Origin of the sequence: Prosthecomicrobium sp. N25 (assembly GCF_037203705.1) — a bacterium.
Taxonomy (GTDB): domain Bacteria; phylum Pseudomonadota; class Alphaproteobacteria; order Rhizobiales; family Ancalomicrobiaceae; genus Prosthecodimorpha.
In genome coordinates this window covers 510,257-528,979 of sequence record NZ_JBBCAT010000001.1, presented here as the reverse complement: position 1 = coordinate 528,979, position 18,723 = coordinate 510,257, and the positions used below count along the sequence as shown (strand labels likewise).

The 18,723-nt window shown below is 69.4% G+C and carries 14 protein-coding genes and 1 tRNA gene; 11 read left to right on the top strand and 4 right to left on the bottom strand.

What is annotated here, in order from left to right; all coding sequences use genetic code 11:
- Window positions 1-2: 2 nt before the first annotated feature.
- From yidC to rpmH, 3 genes are read right to left on the bottom strand one after another with little or no spacing between them, the layout of a single operon-like run.
- Window positions 3-1,829 (bottom strand): membrane protein insertase YidC, encoded by a 1,827-nt coding sequence (gene yidC / locus WBG79_RS02475; RefSeq protein ID WP_337355526.1) that lies wholly within the window; start codon window positions 1,827-1,829, stop codon window positions 3-5.
- Complete coding sequence (rnpA, locus tag WBG79_RS02470; protein WP_337355525.1) at window positions 1,826-2,248, bottom strand: ribonuclease P protein component; 423 nt, start codon at window positions 2,246-2,248, stop codon at window positions 1,826-1,828. The genes yidC and rnpA overlap by 4 nt, the downstream gene beginning before the upstream one ends.
- A gap of 41 nt (window positions 2,249-2,289) precedes the next feature.
- On the bottom strand, window positions 2,290-2,424 hold the full coding sequence (gene rpmH / locus WBG79_RS02465; RefSeq protein ID WP_054359961.1) for a 50S ribosomal protein L34: 135 nt from the start codon (window positions 2,422-2,424) through the stop codon (window positions 2,290-2,292).
- Between the two features lie 308 nt (window positions 2,425-2,732).
- Between rpmH and WBG79_RS02460 the strand changes: the two genes are divergently transcribed.
- The 4 genes from WBG79_RS02460 (at window position 2,733) to WBG79_RS02445 (ending at window position 6,821) form a co-directional block, all read left to right on the top strand.
- Window positions 2,733-3,503: a TVP38/TMEM64 family protein gene (locus tag WBG79_RS02460; RefSeq protein WP_337355524.1), complete on the top strand. Its 771-nt coding sequence runs from the start codon at window positions 2,733-2,735 to the stop codon at window positions 3,501-3,503.
- 16 nt (window positions 3,504-3,519) lie between these two features.
- Window positions 3,520-4,962 carry a dihydrolipoyl dehydrogenase family protein gene (locus tag WBG79_RS02455; RefSeq protein ID WP_337355523.1) on the top strand — a complete coding sequence of 481 codons (1,443 nt, stop codon included), beginning with the start codon at window positions 3,520-3,522 and terminating at the stop codon, window positions 4,960-4,962.
- A 158-nt stretch (window positions 4,963-5,120) separates the two neighbouring features.
- On the top strand, window positions 5,121-6,578 hold the full coding sequence (locus tag WBG79_RS02450) for a sensor histidine kinase (RefSeq protein ID WP_337355522.1): 1,458 nt from the start codon (window positions 5,121-5,123) through the stop codon (window positions 6,576-6,578).
- Window positions 6,579-6,744: 166 nt separating this feature from the next.
- A tRNA-Arg gene (locus WBG79_RS02445) sits at window positions 6,745-6,821 on the top strand.
- A gap of 129 nt (window positions 6,822-6,950) precedes the next feature.
- Here WBG79_RS02445 and WBG79_RS02440 read toward each other — a convergent pair.
- Complete coding sequence (locus tag WBG79_RS02440) at window positions 6,951-8,471, bottom strand: DUF1254 domain-containing protein (RefSeq protein ID WP_337355521.1); 1,521 nt, start codon at window positions 8,469-8,471, stop codon at window positions 6,951-6,953.
- Between the two features lie 76 nt (window positions 8,472-8,547).
- Here WBG79_RS02440 and WBG79_RS02435 point away from each other — a divergent pair, with 76 nt between their 5' ends.
- The 7 genes from WBG79_RS02435 (at window position 8,548) to WBG79_RS02405 (ending at window position 18,722) form a co-directional block, all read left to right on the top strand.
- Window positions 8,548-9,546 carry an AraC family transcriptional regulator gene (locus WBG79_RS02435; protein WP_337355520.1) on the top strand — a complete coding sequence of 333 codons (999 nt, stop codon included), beginning with the start codon at window positions 8,548-8,550 and terminating at the stop codon, window positions 9,544-9,546.
- 481 nt (window positions 9,547-10,027) lie between these two features.
- Entirely contained in the window at window positions 10,028-12,370 is a 2,343-nt protein-coding gene (locus WBG79_RS02430; protein ID WP_337355519.1) for a transketolase-like TK C-terminal-containing protein, read from the top strand.
- Window positions 12,371-12,536: 166 nt separating this feature from the next.
- Window positions 12,537-13,718: an MHYT domain-containing protein gene (locus WBG79_RS02425; RefSeq protein ID WP_337355518.1), complete on the top strand. Its 1,182-nt coding sequence runs from the start codon at window positions 12,537-12,539 to the stop codon at window positions 13,716-13,718.
- A 237-nt stretch (window positions 13,719-13,955) separates the two neighbouring features.
- Window positions 13,956-14,825 carry an FAD binding domain-containing protein gene (locus WBG79_RS02420; protein WP_337355517.1) on the top strand — a complete coding sequence of 290 codons (870 nt, stop codon included), beginning with the start codon at window positions 13,956-13,958 and terminating at the stop codon, window positions 14,823-14,825.
- Between the two features lie 2 nt (window positions 14,826-14,827).
- Window positions 14,828-15,337, top strand: a complete 510-nt coding sequence (locus WBG79_RS02415; RefSeq protein ID WP_337355516.1) for a (2Fe-2S)-binding protein — start codon at window positions 14,828-14,830, stop codon at window positions 15,335-15,337.
- Complete coding sequence (locus tag WBG79_RS02410) at window positions 15,334-17,754, top strand: aerobic carbon-monoxide dehydrogenase large subunit (protein WP_337355515.1); 2,421 nt, start codon at window positions 15,334-15,336, stop codon at window positions 17,752-17,754. The genes WBG79_RS02415 and WBG79_RS02410 overlap by 4 nt, the downstream gene beginning before the upstream one ends.
- Before the next feature lie 95 nt (window positions 17,755-17,849).
- Entirely contained in the window at window positions 17,850-18,722 is an 873-nt protein-coding gene (locus tag WBG79_RS02405) for an AAA family ATPase (RefSeq protein WP_337355514.1), read from the top strand.
- Window position 18,723 lies beyond the last annotated feature (1 nt).

The following is an 18,723-nucleotide window of genomic DNA, read 5'->3' as shown; positions in this document are numbered from 1 at the left end:
GCTCAGCCCGAGGCCGGTTTCGACCGCTTGAAGGTCGACTTGATGTTGTCCCAGAGCTCGATCTTGACGCCGTTCTTCCGCATGATCAGCGACTGCTGGAGGATCGAGAGCGTGTTGTTCCAGGCCCAGTAGATCACCAGCCCGGCCGGGAACGACCCGAGCATGAAGGTGAAGATCACCGGCATCCAGTCGAAGATCATCTTCTGGGTCGGGTCCGGCGGCGCCGGGTTGAGCTTCATCTGCACCCACATGGTCACGCCCATGATGAGCGGCCAGACACCGATCGCCAGCGCGTGCGGCACGTCGTAGGGCAGGAGCCCGAACAGGTTGAAGACCGAGGTCGGATCGGGGGCGGCGAGGTCGCGGATCCAGCCGTAGAAGGGCGCCTGCCGCATCTCGATGGTGACGAACAGCACCTTGTAGAGCGCGAAGAAGACCGGGATCTGGATCAGGATCGGCAGGCAGCCGGACAGCGGGTTGATCTTCTCGCGCCGGTACAGCTCCATGAGAGCCTGCTGCTGCTTCACCTTGTCGTCCTTGAAGCGCTCCTGCAGCTCCTTCATCTCGGGCTGCACCTTCTTCATCTTGCTCATCGACTCGTAGGACTTGTTCGCGAGCGGGAAGAAGACGAGCTTCAGGATGACCGTGACGGCCAGGATGGCGAGGCCGAAGTTGCCGAGGAACTTGTACAGCCAATCGATCAGATGGAAGAGCGGCTTGGTCAGGAAGTAGAACCAGCCCCAGTCGATCAGGCGGTCGAAGCGCGCGATGCCGAACTGGTCGGCGTAGCCGTCGACGGTGGCCACCTCCTTGGCGCCGGCGAAGACCCGGGTGGCGAGCGCGCCCGTCGCCCCGGCGGCGATGTCGACCGGCTCGCCGACCATGAAGGTCTGGTAGATGTCGGTGGCGCCGGCCTTCTGAGAGGCGAAGATCGGCTGCATCACCTTGGTGGCGTCCGGGATCAGGGCCGCGGCCCAGTACTTGTCGACGAAGCCCATCCAGGAGCCGGCCACCTTGGCCTGCTCGATCTTCTTCTTTTCGACCAGTTCCTTGTAGGACGGCTCCTTGAGGCCCTCGTCGCCGAAGACGCCGATCGGGCCCTCGTGGAGAATGTAGAAGCCGGCGGTCGCCGGCGTGCCGGTGCGGCGGACGGCCGAATAGGGCACCAGCCGCGCCTTGGTGTCGCCGGCGGCGGCCACCTCCTGGGTGACCGTGAACATGTACTTGGCGTCGACGGTGATCTTGCGACGGAAGACGAGCCCCTCGCCGTTGTCCCAGGCCAGGGTCACGGCGCTGCCGGGGGTGAGCGCGCCCGTCCCCTCCTGGGTCCAGACCGTCTGCGGGCCCGGCACCTTGACGGTCTGCCCGGCGTCCGGCAGCCAGCCGAACTCGGCGTAGTAGGGCTGCGGCCCGCCTTCGGGCGACAGGAGCACGATGTGCGGGCTCTTCGGGTCGACGGTCTCGCGGTAGTTCTTCAGCCGCACGTCGTCGATGACGCCGCCCTTGAGGGCGATCGAGCCGGCGAGCGAGGGCGTGTCGATCGCCACGCGCGGGCTGGCCTTGAGGGCCTCGTCACGGCTGAGCTGGGCGAGGACGCCGGGGCCGGAGGGGACCGGCACGGCCGTGGGGGCGCCGGCCTGCGGGACCGGGGCGGTCGCGCCCGGGGCGGGGGCCTGGGCGGGCTGAGGCGCCGGCTGGACCTGGGCCTGCTCGGCGGCGCGGCGCAGGCGCTCGGCCTCCATCTTGGGGCCGGCGATGAAGTACTGCCATCCGAACAGCACCACGATCGAGAGCGCGATCGCGACGATGTAGTTCTTGGTGTCGATCATCGTGTCCCACCGGGGCTCGGGTCGTCGGACGGGCCGGAGACGGCCGGCGGCTTGCGGCGGCCCCCGGCGGGTCCGCCGGGGCGCGGGTCGCGGTGCACCTGCTTCAGGGCGCCCCGGAGATCGGCCGCGAGATCCGCGAAGGCGAGGCCGAGCGCCTCGCGGCGGCCGACCAGCACGTAATCGGTTCCCGGGCGCGCGACCTCGGCGCCATGGAGACGCATGGCCTCGCGCAGGCGGCGCCGGATGCGGTTGCGCTCCGGCGCGTTGCCGACCTTCTTCGTCACCGTGAAGCCGACCCGCGGGGGACCGGGATCGTCGCCGTCGGGACGCAGGAGGGCCTGCACGACGAAACCGCGCCGAGCCGACCGCGCGCCCTTTGCGGCGGCCAGGAACTCGGCGCGTTTCAGGAGACGGTCCATCCGCTTCGGCCCCGGGGCTGCGGCGACGGTGCCGCGCCGGATCAGGCCGACAGGCGCTTGCGGCCGCGTGCGCGCCGGCGAGCGATCACCAGGCGGCCGCCGACGGTGGCCATGCGCGCGCGGAAGCCGTGGCGGCGCTTGCGCACGAGCTTGGACGGTTGATAGGTCCGCTTCATCGTTCCCGACCGCTCGCGCGGCCCCTTCTCGTCAGTCTCATTGTCCGGATGGGAGGGCGAGCTCCCCGAGCGGGAGAGCCGGCCGCCCGGCGTCGAGCGCGCCGCCTCGGGACGCGCGCAGGCGCTCCCGGAGGACATGCCGTCCCGGTCGTGGGGGCTTATAGGGTCGCGGGTCGGCGAAGTCAACGCGCGAGCCCCGCGGACATGATCGCTCGACCGTGACCCCGCGCCCCGCCCGGCTGCGCTAGAGTGATCGGGAGAGCCGGGCCGAGCGTATCGATGACACCCCTTCCCTGCCGGAGCCGTCCATGACCGCCGCCGATCCGGGCGGCGCCGGCGCGCGCCTCCTGCGTTTCCTGCCCCTCGTCGCCATCCTGGCAATCATGGCGGGGGCCTATGCGCTCGGCCTGCATCGCTCGCTGTCGCTCGACGGCCTCGTGCAGAGCCGGTCGGCGCTGGCGGCGCGCGTCGAGGCGGCCCCGCTGCTCTCGCTCCTCGCCTTCGTGGCCGTCTACGTCGCGACCGTGGCGTTGTCGCTGCCCGGGGCGACGCTGCTGACCCTCGCCGGCGGATTCCTGTTCGGCTGGAAGCTCGGCGCGGCCGGGACGCTCGTAGGCGCCACCACGGGGGCGGTGTTCGTCTTCCTGGCCGCCCGCACCGCGCTCGCCGACACCCTGAGGCGGAAGGCCGGCCCCTTCCTCGCCCGGGTCGCCGAGGGCTTCCGGCAGGACGCCTTCCACTATCTCCTGTTCCTCAGACTCGTGCCGGTCTTCCCCTTCTGGCTCGTCAACCTGGCGCCCGCCCTCCTGGGCATGCGGCTCGCGCCCTTCGCGCTCGCCACCGCGATCGGCATCCTGCCGGGCACGATCGCCTTCTCGGTGGTGGGCTCGGGGCTCGACAGCGTCATCGACGCGCAGATCGCCGCGAACCCCGCCTGTGTGGGCGGGGCGCCGTGCCGCCTGTCGATCGACCCGTCGCGCCTCGTCACCCGCGAACTGCTCGCCGGGCTCGGTGCCCTCGGGCTCGTCGCCCTCCTTCCTCTCGCCCTCAAGGCGTGGCGCGCCCGCCGCGGCCGCTGATCCCCGAAGGACTCCCATGCCGCCCCTCCTCACTCCCGACATCTGCGTCATCGGCGCCGGCTCCGGCGGCCTCTCGGTCGCGGCGGCGGCAGCGGCCTTTGGGGTCGAGGTGGTGCTGGTGGAGCGCGGCGCGATGGGGGGCGACTGCCTGAACACCGGCTGCGTGCCCTCGAAGGCGCTGATCGCGGCGGCGCGGCACGCCGAGGCGATCCGCGAGGCGGCCGCCTTCGGTGTCGAGGCCGGGCCCGTCCGCATCGACTTCGCGCGGGTGCGAGCGCATGTGCGCGACGTCATCGACGGCATCGCGCCGCATGATTCCCAGGAGCGCTTCGAGGGGCTGGGCGTCAAGGTGATCCGGGCGGAGGCACGCTTCACCGGACCGGAGGCGGTGTCGGCGGGCGGTTTCGAGATCCGCGCCCGGCGCTTCGTGGTGGCGACCGGGTCCGGGCCGGTGCTGCCGCCGATCCCGGGCCTCGCCGATGTCCCGGTCCTCACCAACGAGAGCGTCTTCGACCTGACCGCCCTGCCCGAGCGCCTCCTCGTCCTCGGGGGCGGGCCGATCGGGCTCGAGCTGGCGCAGGCCTTCCGCCGGCTCGGGTCGGAGGTCACGGTCCTGGAGGCGGAGCGGGCCCTCGGCCGGGAGGATCCGGACCTCGCCCGGGTGGCGCTCGAGCGGATCCGCCGCGACGGGGTCTCCTTGCGCGAGGGCGCGAAGGTCGAGCGGGTGGAGCGCGGACCGGAGGGGATCGTGCTGTCGGTCGCCGGACCGGACGGCACGGAGCGGATCGCGGGCAGCCATCTGCTGGTCGCCGCCGGGCGGGCGCCGACCACCGCCGGCCTCGACCTCGAGCGGGCCGGCATCGCGCAGGACCGTCGCGGCATCACGGTCGACCGCGGGCTCAGGACGACGAACCGCCGCGTCTACGCCATCGGGGACGTGGCCTCGGTCGAGGGGCGCGGCGGGCTGCAGTTCACCCATGTGGCGGGGTACCATGCCGGACTGGTCGTGCGCTCGATCCTGTTCCGCCTGCCGGTCCGCGAGAACCGGGATCTCCTGCCGCGCGTCACCTACACGGATCCCGAGGTCGGCCAGGTGGGCCTGACGGAGGCCGAGGCGCGGGCACGGCACGGGGACGGGATCCGCGTCCTCACGGTGCCGATGGCGGCGAGCGACCGGGCCCGGGCGGAGCGCGAGACGGACGGCCTCGTCAAGCTGGTGGTGACCGGCAAGGGGCGCCTCCTCGGGGCGGGCGCGGCGGGGCGGAACGCCGGGGAGCTGGTCAATCTGTGGTCGCTGGCGCTCGCGGCCGGGCTGACGGTGAGGCCGGTGGCGGGCTTCGTGTCGCCCTACCCGACCGTCGGCGAGCTCGCCCGCCGGGCCGCCATCGAGTTCTACCGCCCCACCCTCGCCTCCCCGTGGCTCAGACGGGTCATCCGGGTGCTGCGGATCTTCGGCTGAGTTCGGCGGATTGTGCATCCGTTCGCGGCCGGATCTGGTATCTTTCGCGGGGCCGCACATTGCGCGGGACGGGTCGTGATCGTACGTGAGAGACGGCGCGGGCCGGGGGAGACACGGGGACGGCGATGGACCAGGTGACGGCGCGAGCCTCGCCCAGCATGGAGTCCGCGACGGAGGACGAGCCGGAGCGGACGCGCACGGGCCTCGGGCTCTCCGCCAAGCTGCTCGCCCTGACGGTTCTCTTCGTCATGCTGGCGGAGATCCTGGTCTACGTTCCCTCCATCGCGAACTACCGCCTCGGCTGGCTGCGCGACCGCACGGGCCTCGCCAACGTGGCGGCGATCGCGCTGGCGGAAGCCGGCGACGTGCCCCGCCAGACCCAGGACAAGCTCCTCAAGGTGACGGGGGCGATCACCATCGCGGCGCGCGAGGGCAACGCCCGGCGGCTGGTCGCCATGGCGGCGATCCCGCCCGAGGTGCAGCACCACGTCGACATGTCGGCGCAGGATCCGCTCACCGCGATCGTGGACGCCTTCGGGACGCTCGTGCACGGCGACGGCCGGATCATCCGGGTCCTCGGCCCGCCCTATTCGAGCGGGCGGGTGATCGAGGTGGTGATGTCGGAGACGCCGCTCCGGCAGGCGATGCTGCAGTTCTCGGTCAACATCCTGGGGCTGTCGCTGGTCATCTCGGTCATCACCGGCACGCTCGTCTACCTGGCCCTGCGCGGCCTATTCCTCAGGCCCATGCAGCGGCTGACCCGCGCCATGGCGGAGTTCCGGGAGGACCCGGAGGACGCCTCGCGGGTCATCGTGCCGTCCGGCCGGGGCGACGAGATCGGCGACGCGGAGCGGCATCTGGCCGAGCTGCAGGCGGAACTGCTGGGCACGCTGCAGCAGAAGAGCCACCTCGCCGACCTCGGCCTGGCGGTCTCCAAGATCAACCACGACCTGCGCAACATGCTGGCCTCGGCGCAGCTCTTCACCGATCGCCTGTCGACCATCCCGGACCAGACCGTGCAACGGTTCGTGCCGAAGCTCGTGGGCGCGCTCGACCGCGCGATCGGCTACAGCCAGGCGGTGCTCACCTACGGCAAGGCCCGGGAGGCGCCGCCGGAACGGCGGCTCGTCGCGCTCGGCCGGCTGGTCGAGGACACCGCCGAGGTGCTCGGCCTGGCCGGCCACGGCACGATCCGATTCGACGCGCAGGTGCCGCGCGACCTGGAGATCGACGCCGACCCGGACCAGCTCTTCCGCGTGCTCATGAACCTGATGCGCAACGCCATGCAGGCGCTCGACGGCGACCTGGATCCGGCGATCGTCCGGCGCATCGGGGTGACGGCCGAACGGCGCGGCACGGTCGTGGTGATCCGCATCTCCGACACGGGCCCGGGCGTGCCGCCGCGCGCCCGCGAAAACCTCTTCAAGGCGTTCCAGGGCGGGTTCCGGCGGGGCGGAACGGGGCTCGGCCTGGCGATCTGCGCGGAGCTGGTGCGCGCGCACGGCGGCACGGTCGAGCTGCTCGACCGGGCGCCCGGCGCCACCTTCGAGATCTCGATCCCGGACCGGGTCATCGAGCTGCGCGCGGCGCAGCGCAAGAACCAAACCCGGCCCTGAGGGGCGCCGATCCCGTCCGCCCCGGGCGCTACAGGGGCGCCCGGGACGCGTCCCGGGCGATTTCCACAATCCTGCCTCCCGCCGTCCGGCCCCTCTTGCGCGGGCCGGCATTTCCCATTACGTACACCCCCACCGCGGCGGGCCCACCCGGCCCCGCCACCGGCAGGCGCCCGTAGCTCAGCTGGATAGAGCACCAGACTACGAATCTGGGGGTCAGAGGTTCGAATCCTTTCGGGCGCGCCATTTTTAGACCGTTGCAGAATGAAGCTCGGCACAGAGGTCGGCTTCTGACCCGTTTCGCCGCGCAGAACAACCTTCCCCAGCGGGCTCAGAACGGACGTTCGGCACCCGGGGAGCGAAAGACGCCGATCGTTATTCGACAAGCGTGATCTCGCCCGGCTTCCAGCCGCCGTCGAACCATGGCTCCAGGGGACCGTAGAGCCGCAGGATCATGAACCAGCCCTTGCCGGGGATCGTCTGCACCCAGTTGTTCTGCATGCCCTTCGGTGCTTTCGGCCCGAAGAATACATGGACCGAGCCGTCGGCGTTCACCTTCACGTCCGGGTTCTGGCTGGACACGCTCGGTGCCTTCTGGTCGGTCTGCAGCATCGACCGAGTCTGCACGTCATAGACGATGACAGACCAGAAATCCTTGACCGGCACATCCTTCGGCAAGATCAGCCGATAGGTCTTGCCGCCGTCGAACGGCTTGCCCTGGGCATCCAGCGCCGTCCAGGGGTACTGCGATCCCCGACCCACCATCTTCTCTTCCATCGCGGGTGTGACGCCGGTGGCGAACATATAATAGAAGATCGCGCCGTCGAGGTTGGACACGCCGGGCTGCGACTCGAACTTGTAGCCTCCGAAGAAGGGCAGCCGCCAGTTACTCTTGCTATCGGGGTAGAAGAAGGCGTCGCGTCCGCGGATGTTCAACGCCAATGCCCGTGCCGTCACCGCACCAATATTCGCCGTATCCTTCAGGATCGCCTTCATCCGCACATCCGGCGCGAAGGGCTTGCCCTTCTCGATCCCGATCGAGGCGAACAGCCCCAGTGTCGTCGGGTCGGACCCCTCGGGCGGTTCCTCCTGGATCACCTTGTTCAGGAGTTCCCAGAAGGAATAATCGGTCGGCATCACGAAATTCGCCGGAATGCCCGAGGCATTGACCAGTGTCGCGGGCCTCGGATTGCCCCTCTCGGCCACCGGATAGATCTTCAGGTGGTCCTTCACGCCCTGTACGCCCGGCGCTGTCTTGCCGTCCACAAGGAAGGACCGGAAGACGACCCACATGCCATAGGTCGTAGGGCGTACCACGATGAAGCCCTCGGGCACCTCGCCGGTGTATCCCGGCGGCAGGATCAGGTATTTCCCGCCCGCGCCCTTGTCGGGGCCGGTGACGCCCACGTCCACCACCCATCTGTACCAGAAATCGTTGATCGTCCCCAGTACCTTGGGCGGAATCTCCACCACCATGGGGCTGTCCTTGGTGTCGATCCAGATGAAGCTGTAAATCGTGTTGTCGTTCGCCGTCAGCTCTACCGTGCGCGAATCGACAAGGTTCTCCCAGATCACGTTGGTCTGGTTCACCGGCCCGAACTTGAGCAGCGAGTCGCGCATGCCGGCCTGGTTCACGATCGGAATCGCCAGAAGGTAGGCCTGAAGTGCGCGCGACCGATCGAGGTTGTCCCAGATCTTGGAACTCGTTTCCGGCGTCGGAAAACCGTCGTTCAGATTCAGCGTGCCGATCGACGTGTCGAGTGCGTCGGGCGTGGCCACACCGGGAGCTATTTCGGTCGTCATCTTGAAAGTGTCGGCCCAAGCGGGCAGCGCACCCCCTCCGAGCGACAGGCATAGAAGTATGCTTCCGGCGACTGCCAGCAACTTGTTCGTCATGATGAGGTCCCTCCCGGTGCTCCCGCTGACATATTAGAAGGACTCGCACGCAGATAATTGTGATTCGAGGACAGCGATGACGCAGATGCCGATGCAGCGCGCAGCCTCTTTGGTCCCTTTGGCACACATGCTGGAAGAGCATGGTGTCAGCTTGGCATCCGTGATCGAGGGGACTGGCGTTCTAGCCGACGAGGTCAGGCAGGATGCCTTTGTTCCTTATGCGGCCTTTCTTTCGGTCCTCGACAATGCGTGTCGCCTGACCGGCCGCGACGATATCGGCATTCTGCTTGGGAAGCGCCAGACTCTGGCCACTCTTGGCACTCTGGGTACCGTTATGCGCCATGCTGCGACCCTGGGTGAGGCGATCGGCGATTTTGCCGCCTTGCAGATCAACAATTCGACGGGCGGGGCGGTCTATCTCATGAAAGCGGACCGGGATATCATATTGGGGTATGGCGTTTACGACGCGTCGGCACCGGTCACGAGCCAAATCTACGATCTCGTTCTCGCCGTCGGCTGCAATCTGATTGCCGAACTGACCGGTGGGCAGGTCGCGCCTGAGGAAATCGTGCTGTCCAGGTCGGTACCGCACGACCCAGCCCGCTACATGCGACTTGCGCGATGCCCAGTCCGCTTTGGCCAGCACCAGACGGGTTTGCTCCTACGGGCGTCGGTGCTGCACTTCCCGCTGCCGGCAGCCAACAAGGCGCAGCGTGACCTCGCCCTCGCGAGGCTTCTTTCGGTTCGTCATGGGACGCCGCTTACCTTGTCTGCGCATGTTCGGCATCTGCTGCGCCCCTTCCTGTTGATGGGCCATGCGAGAATGGCGGACGTGGCCCAGCGGCTCGGCATGCAGCCGCGCTCCATGAGGCGACGGCTTCGCGCTGAAGGGACCACATTCGAGGCGATCAGGGACGAGGTGCGTCAGGTGGTGGCGAGAGAACTGCTGAGGTTGGGCGATCTGAGCATCGCTGACATTTCCGCGACGCTCGCCTATTCGACCCCAAGTTCCTTCGTGCACGCCTTTCGCCGGTGGAGCGGAACGTCGCCAGGGCTCTGGCGGTCCGCGGCTTGACTGGGCTTTGGCGGGACACTGCTATGGTATAGCAGCGCCCAGTTTCATCCCGCCGGGTGCGCCATTTCTTTCTTGCATAAGACATCCGCTCAGCGCCTACGATGGTCTTCCTCCCAGGGCGCGACGTTCGTCGCCTCGTTCCAAGCAACTCAACCGCGTCATCATCCTTCAAAAAATCATGGCACTATCCAGAACTAAAGCATGATTTTTGCCCGCGGTTCGCTCCCACCCGTTCCGTCGCGGTGTGTCCGCCGGCCTCGGCGCCCTGCGTCGATCCGGACCCTCCTGGCAGAACGTCCTGCCCGGCCCAGAAGCCGGCATGACAAGGGAGCGTCGGGCGGACATGATGCAGGCTGCTGAGGGCCGGATCGCCTCCATCGTACCCGGCGGCTCGCTACCCGGCTCCAGTGACAGGCTCCGGGACACCACTCGTGCAAAACATCCCGCATGCGATGGCGGCGCCCGACAGGCTGTGTGACCTATGCAAGACGACGTTCTGAAGGATCTCGAGCGCCAGGTTCTGTGGACGGCCTGCTGGACGATCCACAACGCCAACAACCTGCGCCCGAAGAGCGAGGGCGACGTGAAGGTCGGCGGGCACCAGGCCAGTTCGGCCTCGATGGTGTCGCTCATGACGTCCCTCTACTTCGACGTCCTGCGGCCCGAGGACCGGGTGGCGGTCAAGCCGCACGCCGGGCCGGTGTTCCATGCCATCCAGTACGTCATGGGCAACCAGACCCGGGAGAAGCTCGAGAATTTCCGCGGCTACGGCGGGGCGCAGTCCTATCCGTCCCGCACCAAGGACGCCGACGATGTGGACTTCTCCACCGGTTCGGTGGGGCTCGGGGTCGCGGTCACCTCCTTCGCCTCGATCGTGCAGGACTATATCGAGGCGAAGGGCTGGGGCGGGGCCGCAAAACGGGGCCGCATGGTGGCCCTCGTCGGCGATGCCGAGCTCGACGAGGGCAACATCTACGAGTGCCTCCAGGAGGGATGGAAGCACGACCTCAGGGACGTCTGGTGGATCATCGACTACAACAGGCAGTCGCTGGACGGGGTGGTCCACGAGGGGCTCTGGCGGCGCATCGAGGCGATCTTCCGGGCCTTCGACTGGGACGTGAGGATCATCCGCCACGGCGCGCTTCAGGAGGCGGCCTTCGCGGAGCCCGGCGGCGCAAGGCTGCGGGGCTGGATCGAGGACTGCCCGAACCAGCTCTATTCGGCCCTGACCTTCCAGGGCGGCGGCGCCTGGCGGCGGCGGCTCCTGGAAGACCTCGGCGACCAGGGCGACGTGACGGCCCTCCTCGACAGGCGCAGCGACGACGAGCTCGCCGAACTGATGGCCAACCTCGGCGGGCATTGCACGGAGACGCTCGGCCGCGTCTTCCGCTCGGTGGAGCACGACCGGCCGACCGTGTTCCTCGCCTACACGATCAAGGGCTGGGGCACGCCGCTCGCCGGCCACAAGGACAACCACTCGGGCCTGATGAACCAGGCCCAGTTCGCCGGCTTCCAGTCCCAGATGGGCGTCCCGGCGGGGCGCGAATGGGAGCCCGACTGCGCCATGCGGCGGCCCGGAACGACGATGCCTGCGGCGCGGGAAGCGGCCTTCTTCGCCCGCGGCACGCGTCGTTTCCGCTCCGCGCGGATCGCGCCGCCCGCGCCCGTCCGGCTAGACGACAAGGTGATCTCCACCCAGGTCGCCTTCGGCAAGATCCTGGACGAGATCGGCCGCACCGGCGGGCCCGCCGCCGACCGGATCGTGACCACCGCCCCCGACGTCACGGTGTCGACCGGCCTGTCCGCCTGGGCCAACCGGCGCGGGCTGTTCGCGCGGGCCGCGCGCGGCGACACCTTCCGGGACGAGCGCATTCCCTCCACGCAGAAATGGGCCTTCGCGCCGACGGGCCAGCATATCGAGCTCGGCATCGCGGAGATGAACCTGTTCCTGCTGCTGGGCGCGGCGGGCCTGTCGCACAGCCTGTTCGGCGAGCGACTCTTCCCCATTGGCACCGTCTACGACCCCTTCGTGGCGCGCGGGCTCGATGCGCTGAACTACGCCTGCTACATGGATGCCCGCTTCATCATCGTGGGCACGCCCTCGGGCGTTACGCTCGCGCCCGAAGGCGGGGCCCACCAGTCGATCGGCTCGCCGCTGATCGGGATCAGCCAGGACGGGCTCGCGAGCTTCGAGCCGGCCTATGCCGACGAGCTCGCGGCGATCCTGCGCTGGAGCTTCGACTACCTCCAGCGCGAGGGCGACAAGCGTCCCTCCTCCGACGGCTGGCTCCGGGACGAGGCGGGCGGCTCGATCTACCTCCGGCTCTCGACGCGACCCGTCGCGCAGATCGGCTGGCGCGACGATCCGGCCTTCGTGGAGGACGTCATCCAGGGCGCCTACTGGCTCCGCCCGCCCGGCCCGAACGCCGAGGTGGTGCTGGCCTACCAGGGGGCCGTCGCCCCGCAGGCGATCGAGGCCGCCGGCCGCATCGGCCAGGGCCGCCGGGACGTCGGCGTCCTCGCCGTCACGTCCGCCGACCGTCTCAACGCGGGCTGGACGGCATCGGGCGGGCGCGGCGGGTCGCATGTCGAACGTCTCCTCGCTCCGCTGCCGCGCCACTGCCGGATCGTGACCGTGACCGACGGACACCCGTTGACCCTGGGCTGGCTCGGCTCGGTCCACGGACAGGCCGTCTCCTCGCTCGGCGTCGAGCATTTCGGCCAGACGGGCACGATCGCCGATCTCCACGCCCATTTCGGGATCGACGCTGACGGGATCGTCGGCGCCGTGAACCGGGCGACGCCCGGGCGTCGGATCGACTGAGGTCCGGGTCCGGCCGGTCGCGGCCCCGCCGGGCCGCGGGGCCCGGTCGCGGTCGGACGGTCCTGCCCGGCCTCGACCACCGCGGTCCCCTTGACGCCCGGGCCCGCATGCCGCGTAGTCGGGAAAACAGAGCCGGCGACAAGGCGGCCGCATGCGGAGGATCCGAATGACCGTCGAGCTCGACGCCTCACTGGTCGCCCTGTCCCTGTTCATGGCCTTCCAGGGCAGCTATGTGGGCCTCCACCTGGCGCGCCAGATCGGGGAAGCGCGCGGGATCCGCCACCGGCGGCTGATCGCCTCCTCGGCCTTCTCGCTCGCGCTCGCGATCTGGACGATGCATTTCGTCGGCATGCTGGCGGTGGGCCTGCCCTACGCAGCGGACTACCTGGTCCTGCCGACGCTCCTGTCGTTCCTGGTCTGCGTGCTGGTCGTCGGGGTCGCGGTCTTCGTGGTCGGCTCCGCGGCTCCGAGCCGGAACCGGATCCTGCTCGCGGGCCTTTTCATGGGCGCCGGCATCCTGGCGATGCACTATCTCGGGATGGTGGCGCTGCACAGCCGCATGCACATGACGCACGACGCGGCCCTGACGGCCGCGAGCGCCGCCATCGGGGTCGGGGCCGCCGGGATGGCGCTGTGGCTCTGCTTCGGCGACGGCGCGCCGCGCTCCGTCCCCGGCTCCGCGGCCCTGCTCGCCTTCGGCATCTCGGCGATGCACTACACGGCGATGAGCGGGACCGCCTTCCACATGCACGAGCTGGCGGCGCCGGACGGCCAGCCGGCGCTGTCGCCCGGGCTCCTGGCGATCGTCGTCTCGGTGGTCGCCTTCCTGGTGTCCGGCCTGTTCCTGCTGACGCTCGTCCCGATGCCGCCGGAAGCGGCGCCGGCCGGGACGGCGCCCGCGGAGGAGCCCGAAGCGATCGCCCCCTCGGGTGCGGTCCAGACCACCGCCGAGCCGGTCGCGGCGCCCGACCCCGCCGCGGCGCCCCAACCGCTGCGCTACCCGGCGGCCCTGCCGGTCGAGCGCGAGGGGCTGAAGCGCAGCCTCGACACCGCGCGCCTCGTGGCCGTCCAGGCCCAGGCCCACTACACGCAGCTCTTCGACGGCGAGGAGGTGTGGTTCTGCCCGCTGACCATCTCGGAGGTGGAAGCCCGGCTCGATCCGGCCGTGTTCGCCCGGGTTCACCGCAGCCATATCGTCCATCTCGACCGAATCGCCACCCTGCGACGCTCCGGAGACGCCGGCGAGGCGTCCCTCGCGACCCGCGTGCCCTACCGTGTCCCCGTCGCGCGGTCCCGGACCCGCTGGCTCAAGACCCAGTTGCAGAGCCGGCTCGTCGCGGCTTCCTGAGGGGATCTTCCGCCCCTCGCGGTCCCGCCCGCGCAGGGCCGCACGAAATGCGGGCAATCCCGCAGGAAGAGCGACAGTCATACTGTCGCATTTCGTGCAGGCGCAGCCCCGTCCGTGAACCTTTCCGGCCGGTCGTGCATCCCGGATTGCCGGACCGGCGGGTCGTCGGCCACCCTTGAAACGATTTAGATGCGCAGGCCGGGAGCCCGCGCCGGATCGAAGCCAAGGAGGAGCGCGGTGATCCCCGGACAGTTCACCTATCATAGGCCGTCGAGCGTGGCGGAGGCCGTGGGGCTGCTCGCCGGCCTCGGCGAGGAAGCGCGGGCGCTCGCCGGCGGCCACAGCCTGATCCCCATGATGAAGCTCCGGATGGCGACGCCGGAGCATCTGGTCGACCTCGGCGGGCTCGCCGAGCTCCGCGGCATCCGCGACGACGGCGCCACGATCACGATCGGCGCCACCACCACGCAGGCCGACGTGATCCGATCCGACCTGCTGGCGGCCCGCCTGCCGATCCTCAGGGAGACCTCGCTCCTGATCGCGGACCCGCAGATCCGCACCAGGGGCACGGTCGGCGGCAATTGCGCCAACGGGGATCCGGGCAACGACATGCCGGCCCTGATGCAGTGCCTCGGGGCCGACTATGTGCTCGCCGGCCCGGCCGGCGAGCGGACGGTGGCGGCCCGCGACTTCTACCAGGGCGCCTATTTCACAGCGCTGGAACCGGGCGAGATCCTGACCGCCGTGCGCATCCCGGTGCCGCCGGCCGGCCACGGCTTCGCGTACGAGAAGCTGAAGCGGAAGGTCGGGGACTACGCGACCGCGGCCGCGGCCGTGGTGCTGACGACGAGCGGCGGCCGGGTGGCGACCTGCTCGATCGCGCTGACCAACGTGGCGCCGACCCCGCTCCTGGCCGAAGAGGCGGCCCGCCTGGTGATCGGCACCGCCCTCGACGCCGAGGCCGTCAAGGCCGCGGCGGCGGCCGCCAAGGCCATCACGGACCCGGCCACCGACGGCCGCGGCACGGCCGACTATCGCCGCGAGATGGCCGGCGTGATGGTCGCGCGTGCGCTGAAGACGGCGGCGAGCCGCGCCAAGGGAGCCTGACGATGAGCGAGATCGAGAACGTCGCCGTGAGCCTCACGGTCAACGGCAAGAAGGTGCAGCGCTTCGTGGAGCCGCGGACGCTGCTGGTCCACTTCCTCCGCGAGGAGCTGAACCTGACCGGCACCCACATCGGCTGCGAGACCAGCCATTGCGGCGCCTGCACGGTCGAGATCGACGGCCAGTCGGTGAAGTCCTGCACGATGTTCGCCCTGCAGGCCGGCGGCACGGCGGTCAACACGGTCGAGGGCCTCGCCCATCCGGACGGCACGCTTCACGCGCTGCAGGAGGGCTTCCGGCAGTGCCACGGGCTCCAGTGCGGCTTCTGCACGCCGGGCATGCTGATGCGCGCCAAGGTGCTGCTCTCCGAGAACCCGGACCCGACCGAGGAGGAGATCCGCGCGGGCATCGCCGGCAACCTCTGCCGCTGCACGGGCTACCAGAACATCGTCAAGGCGATCCAATACGCGGCCGCGAAGCTCGCCGGCCGCACCTTCCAGGAGGCCGCGGAATGAACGACTTGACGCTGACGCGCGAGCAGCGCGAGGCCCGCCTCGAAGGCATGGGTTGCAAGCGGAAGCGGGTCGAGGACATCCGCTTCACGCAGGGCAAGGGCCAGTATGTCGACGACATCAAGCTGCCCGGCATGCTGCACGGCGACTTCGTGCGCTCCCAGTACGCCCACGCGAAGATCAAGCGGATCGACGCCTCCAAGGCGCTCGCCCTGCCGGGCGTCCTCGCGGTCATCACCGCGGAGGAGCTGAAGCCCCTCGGCCTCCACTGGATGCCGACGCTCGCCGGCGACGTGCAGGCGGTGCTCGCCGACGGCCTGGTGTCGTTCCAGAACCAGGAGATCGCCTTCGTGGTGGCGGAGAACCGCTACATCACGGACGACGCGATCCAGCTTGTCGAAGTCGAGTACGAGGAGCAGCCCGTCGTGGTCGATCCGTTCCGGTCGATGGCGCCCGACGCGCCGGTCCTCCGGCCGGACCTGGACGGCAAGACGGTCGGCGCGCACGGCCCGCGAAAGCACCACAACCACATCTTCGAGTGGACGATCGGCGACAAGGCGGCGACCGACGAGGCCTTCAACACGGCCGAGGTCACCGTGAAGGAGATGATCTCCTACCATCGGACCCATCCCTCGCCGCTGGAGACCTGCCAGGCGCTGGCGAGCTTCGACAAGATCAAGGGCGAACTCACGGTCTACGGCACGTTCCAGGCGCCGCACGTCATCCGCACGGTCGCGTCGCTGCTCTCCAAGATCCCGGAGCACAAGATCCACGTGATCGCGCCGGACATCGGCGGCGGCTTCGGCAACAAGGTCGGGGCCTATTCGGGCTACATCTGCGCGATCGTCGCCTCGATCGTCACGGGCCTGCCGGTGAAGTGGGTCGAGGACCGGATGGAGAACCTCTCCACCACGTCCTTCGCCCGCGACTACCATATGACCGCCGAGATCGCGGCCACGAAGGACGGCAAGGTCACGGGCCTGCGCGTCCACGTGCTCGCCGACCACGGCGCCTTCGACGCCTGCGCCGACCCGTCGAAGTGGCCGGCCGGTTTCATGAACATCGTCACGGGGTCGTACGACTTCCCGGTCGCCCACCTCGCCGTGGACGGCGTCTACACCAACAAGGCGCCGGGCGGCGTCGCCTACCGCTGCTCCTTCCGGGTCACGGAGGCGGCCTACTGCATCGAGCGGGGGATGGACATCCTCGCGCAGAAGCTGGGCATGGACCCGGCCGACCTGCGGATGAAGAATTTCATCCGCCGCGAGCAGTTCCCCTACCAGTCGGCGCTCGGCTGGGAATACGACTCGGGCGACTACCACCTCGCCATGCAGAAGGCGATGGACGCCATCGGCTATCGCGAGTTGCGCGCTGAGCAGAAGGCCAGGCAGGACGCCTTCAGACGCGGCGAGACGCGCGAGATCATGGGCATCGGCGTGACCTTCTTCACCGAGATCGTCGGCGCCGGTCCCTCGAAGAACTGCGACATCCTCGGCGTCGCCATGTTCGATTCGGCCGAGATCCGCATCCATCCGACCGGCTCGATCATCGCCCGCATGGGATCGAAGTCCCAGGGGCAGGGCCACGAGACGACCTGGGCGCAGATCATCGCCACGGAGCTCGGCATTCCGGCCGACGACATCATGATCGAGGAGGGCAACACGGATACGGCGCCCTACGGCCTCGGCACCTACGGGTCGCGCTCGACCCCGGTCGCCGGCGCCGCGATCGCGATGGCGGCGCGCAAGATCAAGAACAAGGCGCAGATGATCGCCGCGCACCTGCTCGAGGTGTCCGAATACGACCTCGAATGGGACATCGACGGCTTCCGCGTGAAGGGCAATCCGGAGCGCGCGAAGACCATGAAGGAGATCGCCTGGGCGGCCTACAACAGCCCGCCTCCCGGTCTGGAGCCGGGGCTCGAGGCGGTCAACTACTACGACCCGCCGAACATGACCTATCCGTTCGGCGCCTATTTCTGCGTAATGGACATCGACGTCGACACGGGGGTGGCCAAGATCCGGCGCTTCTACGCACTCGACGACTGCGGCACCCGGATCAACCCGATGATCATCGAGGGCCAGGTGCACGGGGGCCTGACCGAGGCCTTCGCGATCGCGATGGGGCAGGAGATCAAGTACGACGAGACCGGCAACGTCATGGGGGCGTCCTTCATGGACTTCTTCCTGCCGACCGCCGTCGAGACGCCGAAGTGGGAGACGGACTACACGGTCACCCCCTCCCCGCATCACCCGATCGGGGCCAAGGGCGTGGGCGAGAGCCCGAACGTCGGCGGCGTGCCGTGTTTCTCCAACGCGGTCAACGACGCCTTCGGGTTCCTGGGCTCGACGCACATCCAGATGCCGCACGACGCCTGGCGGATCTGGGAGGCGGCCAGGAGACTCGGCCTGCACGGCTGACCAGGAGGGGGCGCCACCCTACGGAACGGGCGCCCCCTCGACCCTCCGGCCCACGGGTCCGCGGGTTCCTGTCCGAGGTTCACCGGAAGACTTCCATGCTCGATCGACAGACCATCGCGAACCGCCTCGCCGCCGTCGGCTACGTGGCCGACGGGGCGCTCGCCACGGCGCTCGCGCTCATGGACATGCTCAACCGGCCGCTGCTCCTGGAAGGCGAGGCGGGGGTCGGCAAAACGGAGGTCGCCAAGGCGCTCGCGGGCGTCCACCAGACCCGCCTCATCCGCCTGCAGTGCCACGAGGGGCTGGACCGCTCGGACGCGCTCTACGAGTGGAACTACCAGCGCCAGCTGCTCGCGATCAAGGCTCGCGAGGGACTCGACGCGGAGGAGACGGAGGAGCACGTCTTCTCGGAGAAGTACCTGATGGAGCGGCCGCTGCTCGCCGCCATCCGGCAGCCGGTCGCGCCGGTCCTGCTGATCGACGAGATCGATCGGGCCGACGAGGCGTTCGAGGCCTTCCTGCTGGAGATCCTGTCGGACTTCCAGGTCACCATCCCGGAACTCGGCACCATCCGCGCCACCACGATCCCGCGCGTTATCCTGACGTCCAACGGCACGCGCGAGCTCTCCGACGCCCTGCGCCGGCGCTGCCTCTACCACGCGCTCGACTTCCCGGACGTGGACCGCGAGGCCCGCATCCTGCTCGCCCGCCTGCCCGGCATCGACACTGGGCTCGCCCTGCAGGTGGCCCGGCTGATGGAGCGGATCCGCAAGGAGGAGCTGTCCAAGATCCCCGGCGTGGCGGAGACGCTGGACTGGGCGGCGGCGCTGGTGGGGCTCGGGGTCGGGCGGCTCGATGCGGACCGCGAAGCCGTCTACGAGACGCTCTCCTGCGTGCTGAAGACCCGCGAAGATCGCGCCCGGCTCACCCGCGAGGTGGCCGACCGGCTGATCGGCAAGGTCGCCTGAC

Excerpts from the sequence above, each read along its gene's own strand:
- rnpA (WP_337355525.1), bottom strand. The coding sequence starts at position 2,248 with ATGGACCGTCTCCTGAAACGCGCCGAGTTCCTGGCCGCCGCAAAGGGC.
- WBG79_RS02435 (WP_337355520.1), top strand. The coding sequence starts at position 8,548 with ATGACGCAGATGCCGATGCAGCGCGCAGCCTCTTTGGTCCCTTTGGCA.
- yidC (WP_337355526.1), bottom strand. The coding sequence starts at position 1,829 with ATGATCGACACCAAGAACTACATCGTCGCGATCGCGCTCTCGATCGTG.
- WBG79_RS02460 (WP_337355524.1), top strand. The coding sequence starts at position 2,733 with ATGACCGCCGCCGATCCGGGCGGCGCCGGCGCGCGCCTCCTGCGTTTC.
- WBG79_RS02425 (WP_337355518.1), top strand. The coding sequence starts at position 12,537 with ATGACCGTCGAGCTCGACGCCTCACTGGTCGCCCTGTCCCTGTTCATG.
- WBG79_RS02440 (WP_337355521.1), bottom strand. The coding sequence starts at position 8,471 with ATGACGAACAAGTTGCTGGCAGTCGCCGGAAGCATACTTCTATGCCTG.
- WBG79_RS02455 (WP_337355523.1), top strand. The coding sequence starts at position 3,520 with ATGCCGCCCCTCCTCACTCCCGACATCTGCGTCATCGGCGCCGGCTCC.
- rpmH (WP_054359961.1), bottom strand. The coding sequence starts at position 2,424 with ATGAAGCGGACCTATCAACCGTCCAAGCTCGTGCGCAAGCGCCGCCAC.
- WBG79_RS02450 (WP_337355522.1), top strand. The coding sequence starts at position 5,121 with ATGGAGTCCGCGACGGAGGACGAGCCGGAGCGGACGCGCACGGGCCTC.
- WBG79_RS02430 (WP_337355519.1), top strand. The coding sequence starts at position 10,028 with ATGCAAGACGACGTTCTGAAGGATCTCGAGCGCCAGGTTCTGTGGACG.
- WBG79_RS02415 (WP_337355516.1), top strand. The coding sequence starts at position 14,828 with ATGAGCGAGATCGAGAACGTCGCCGTGAGCCTCACGGTCAACGGCAAG.
- WBG79_RS02405 (WP_337355514.1), top strand. The coding sequence starts at position 17,850 with ATGCTCGATCGACAGACCATCGCGAACCGCCTCGCCGCCGTCGGCTAC.
- WBG79_RS02410 (WP_337355515.1), top strand. The coding sequence starts at position 15,334 with ATGAACGACTTGACGCTGACGCGCGAGCAGCGCGAGGCCCGCCTCGAA.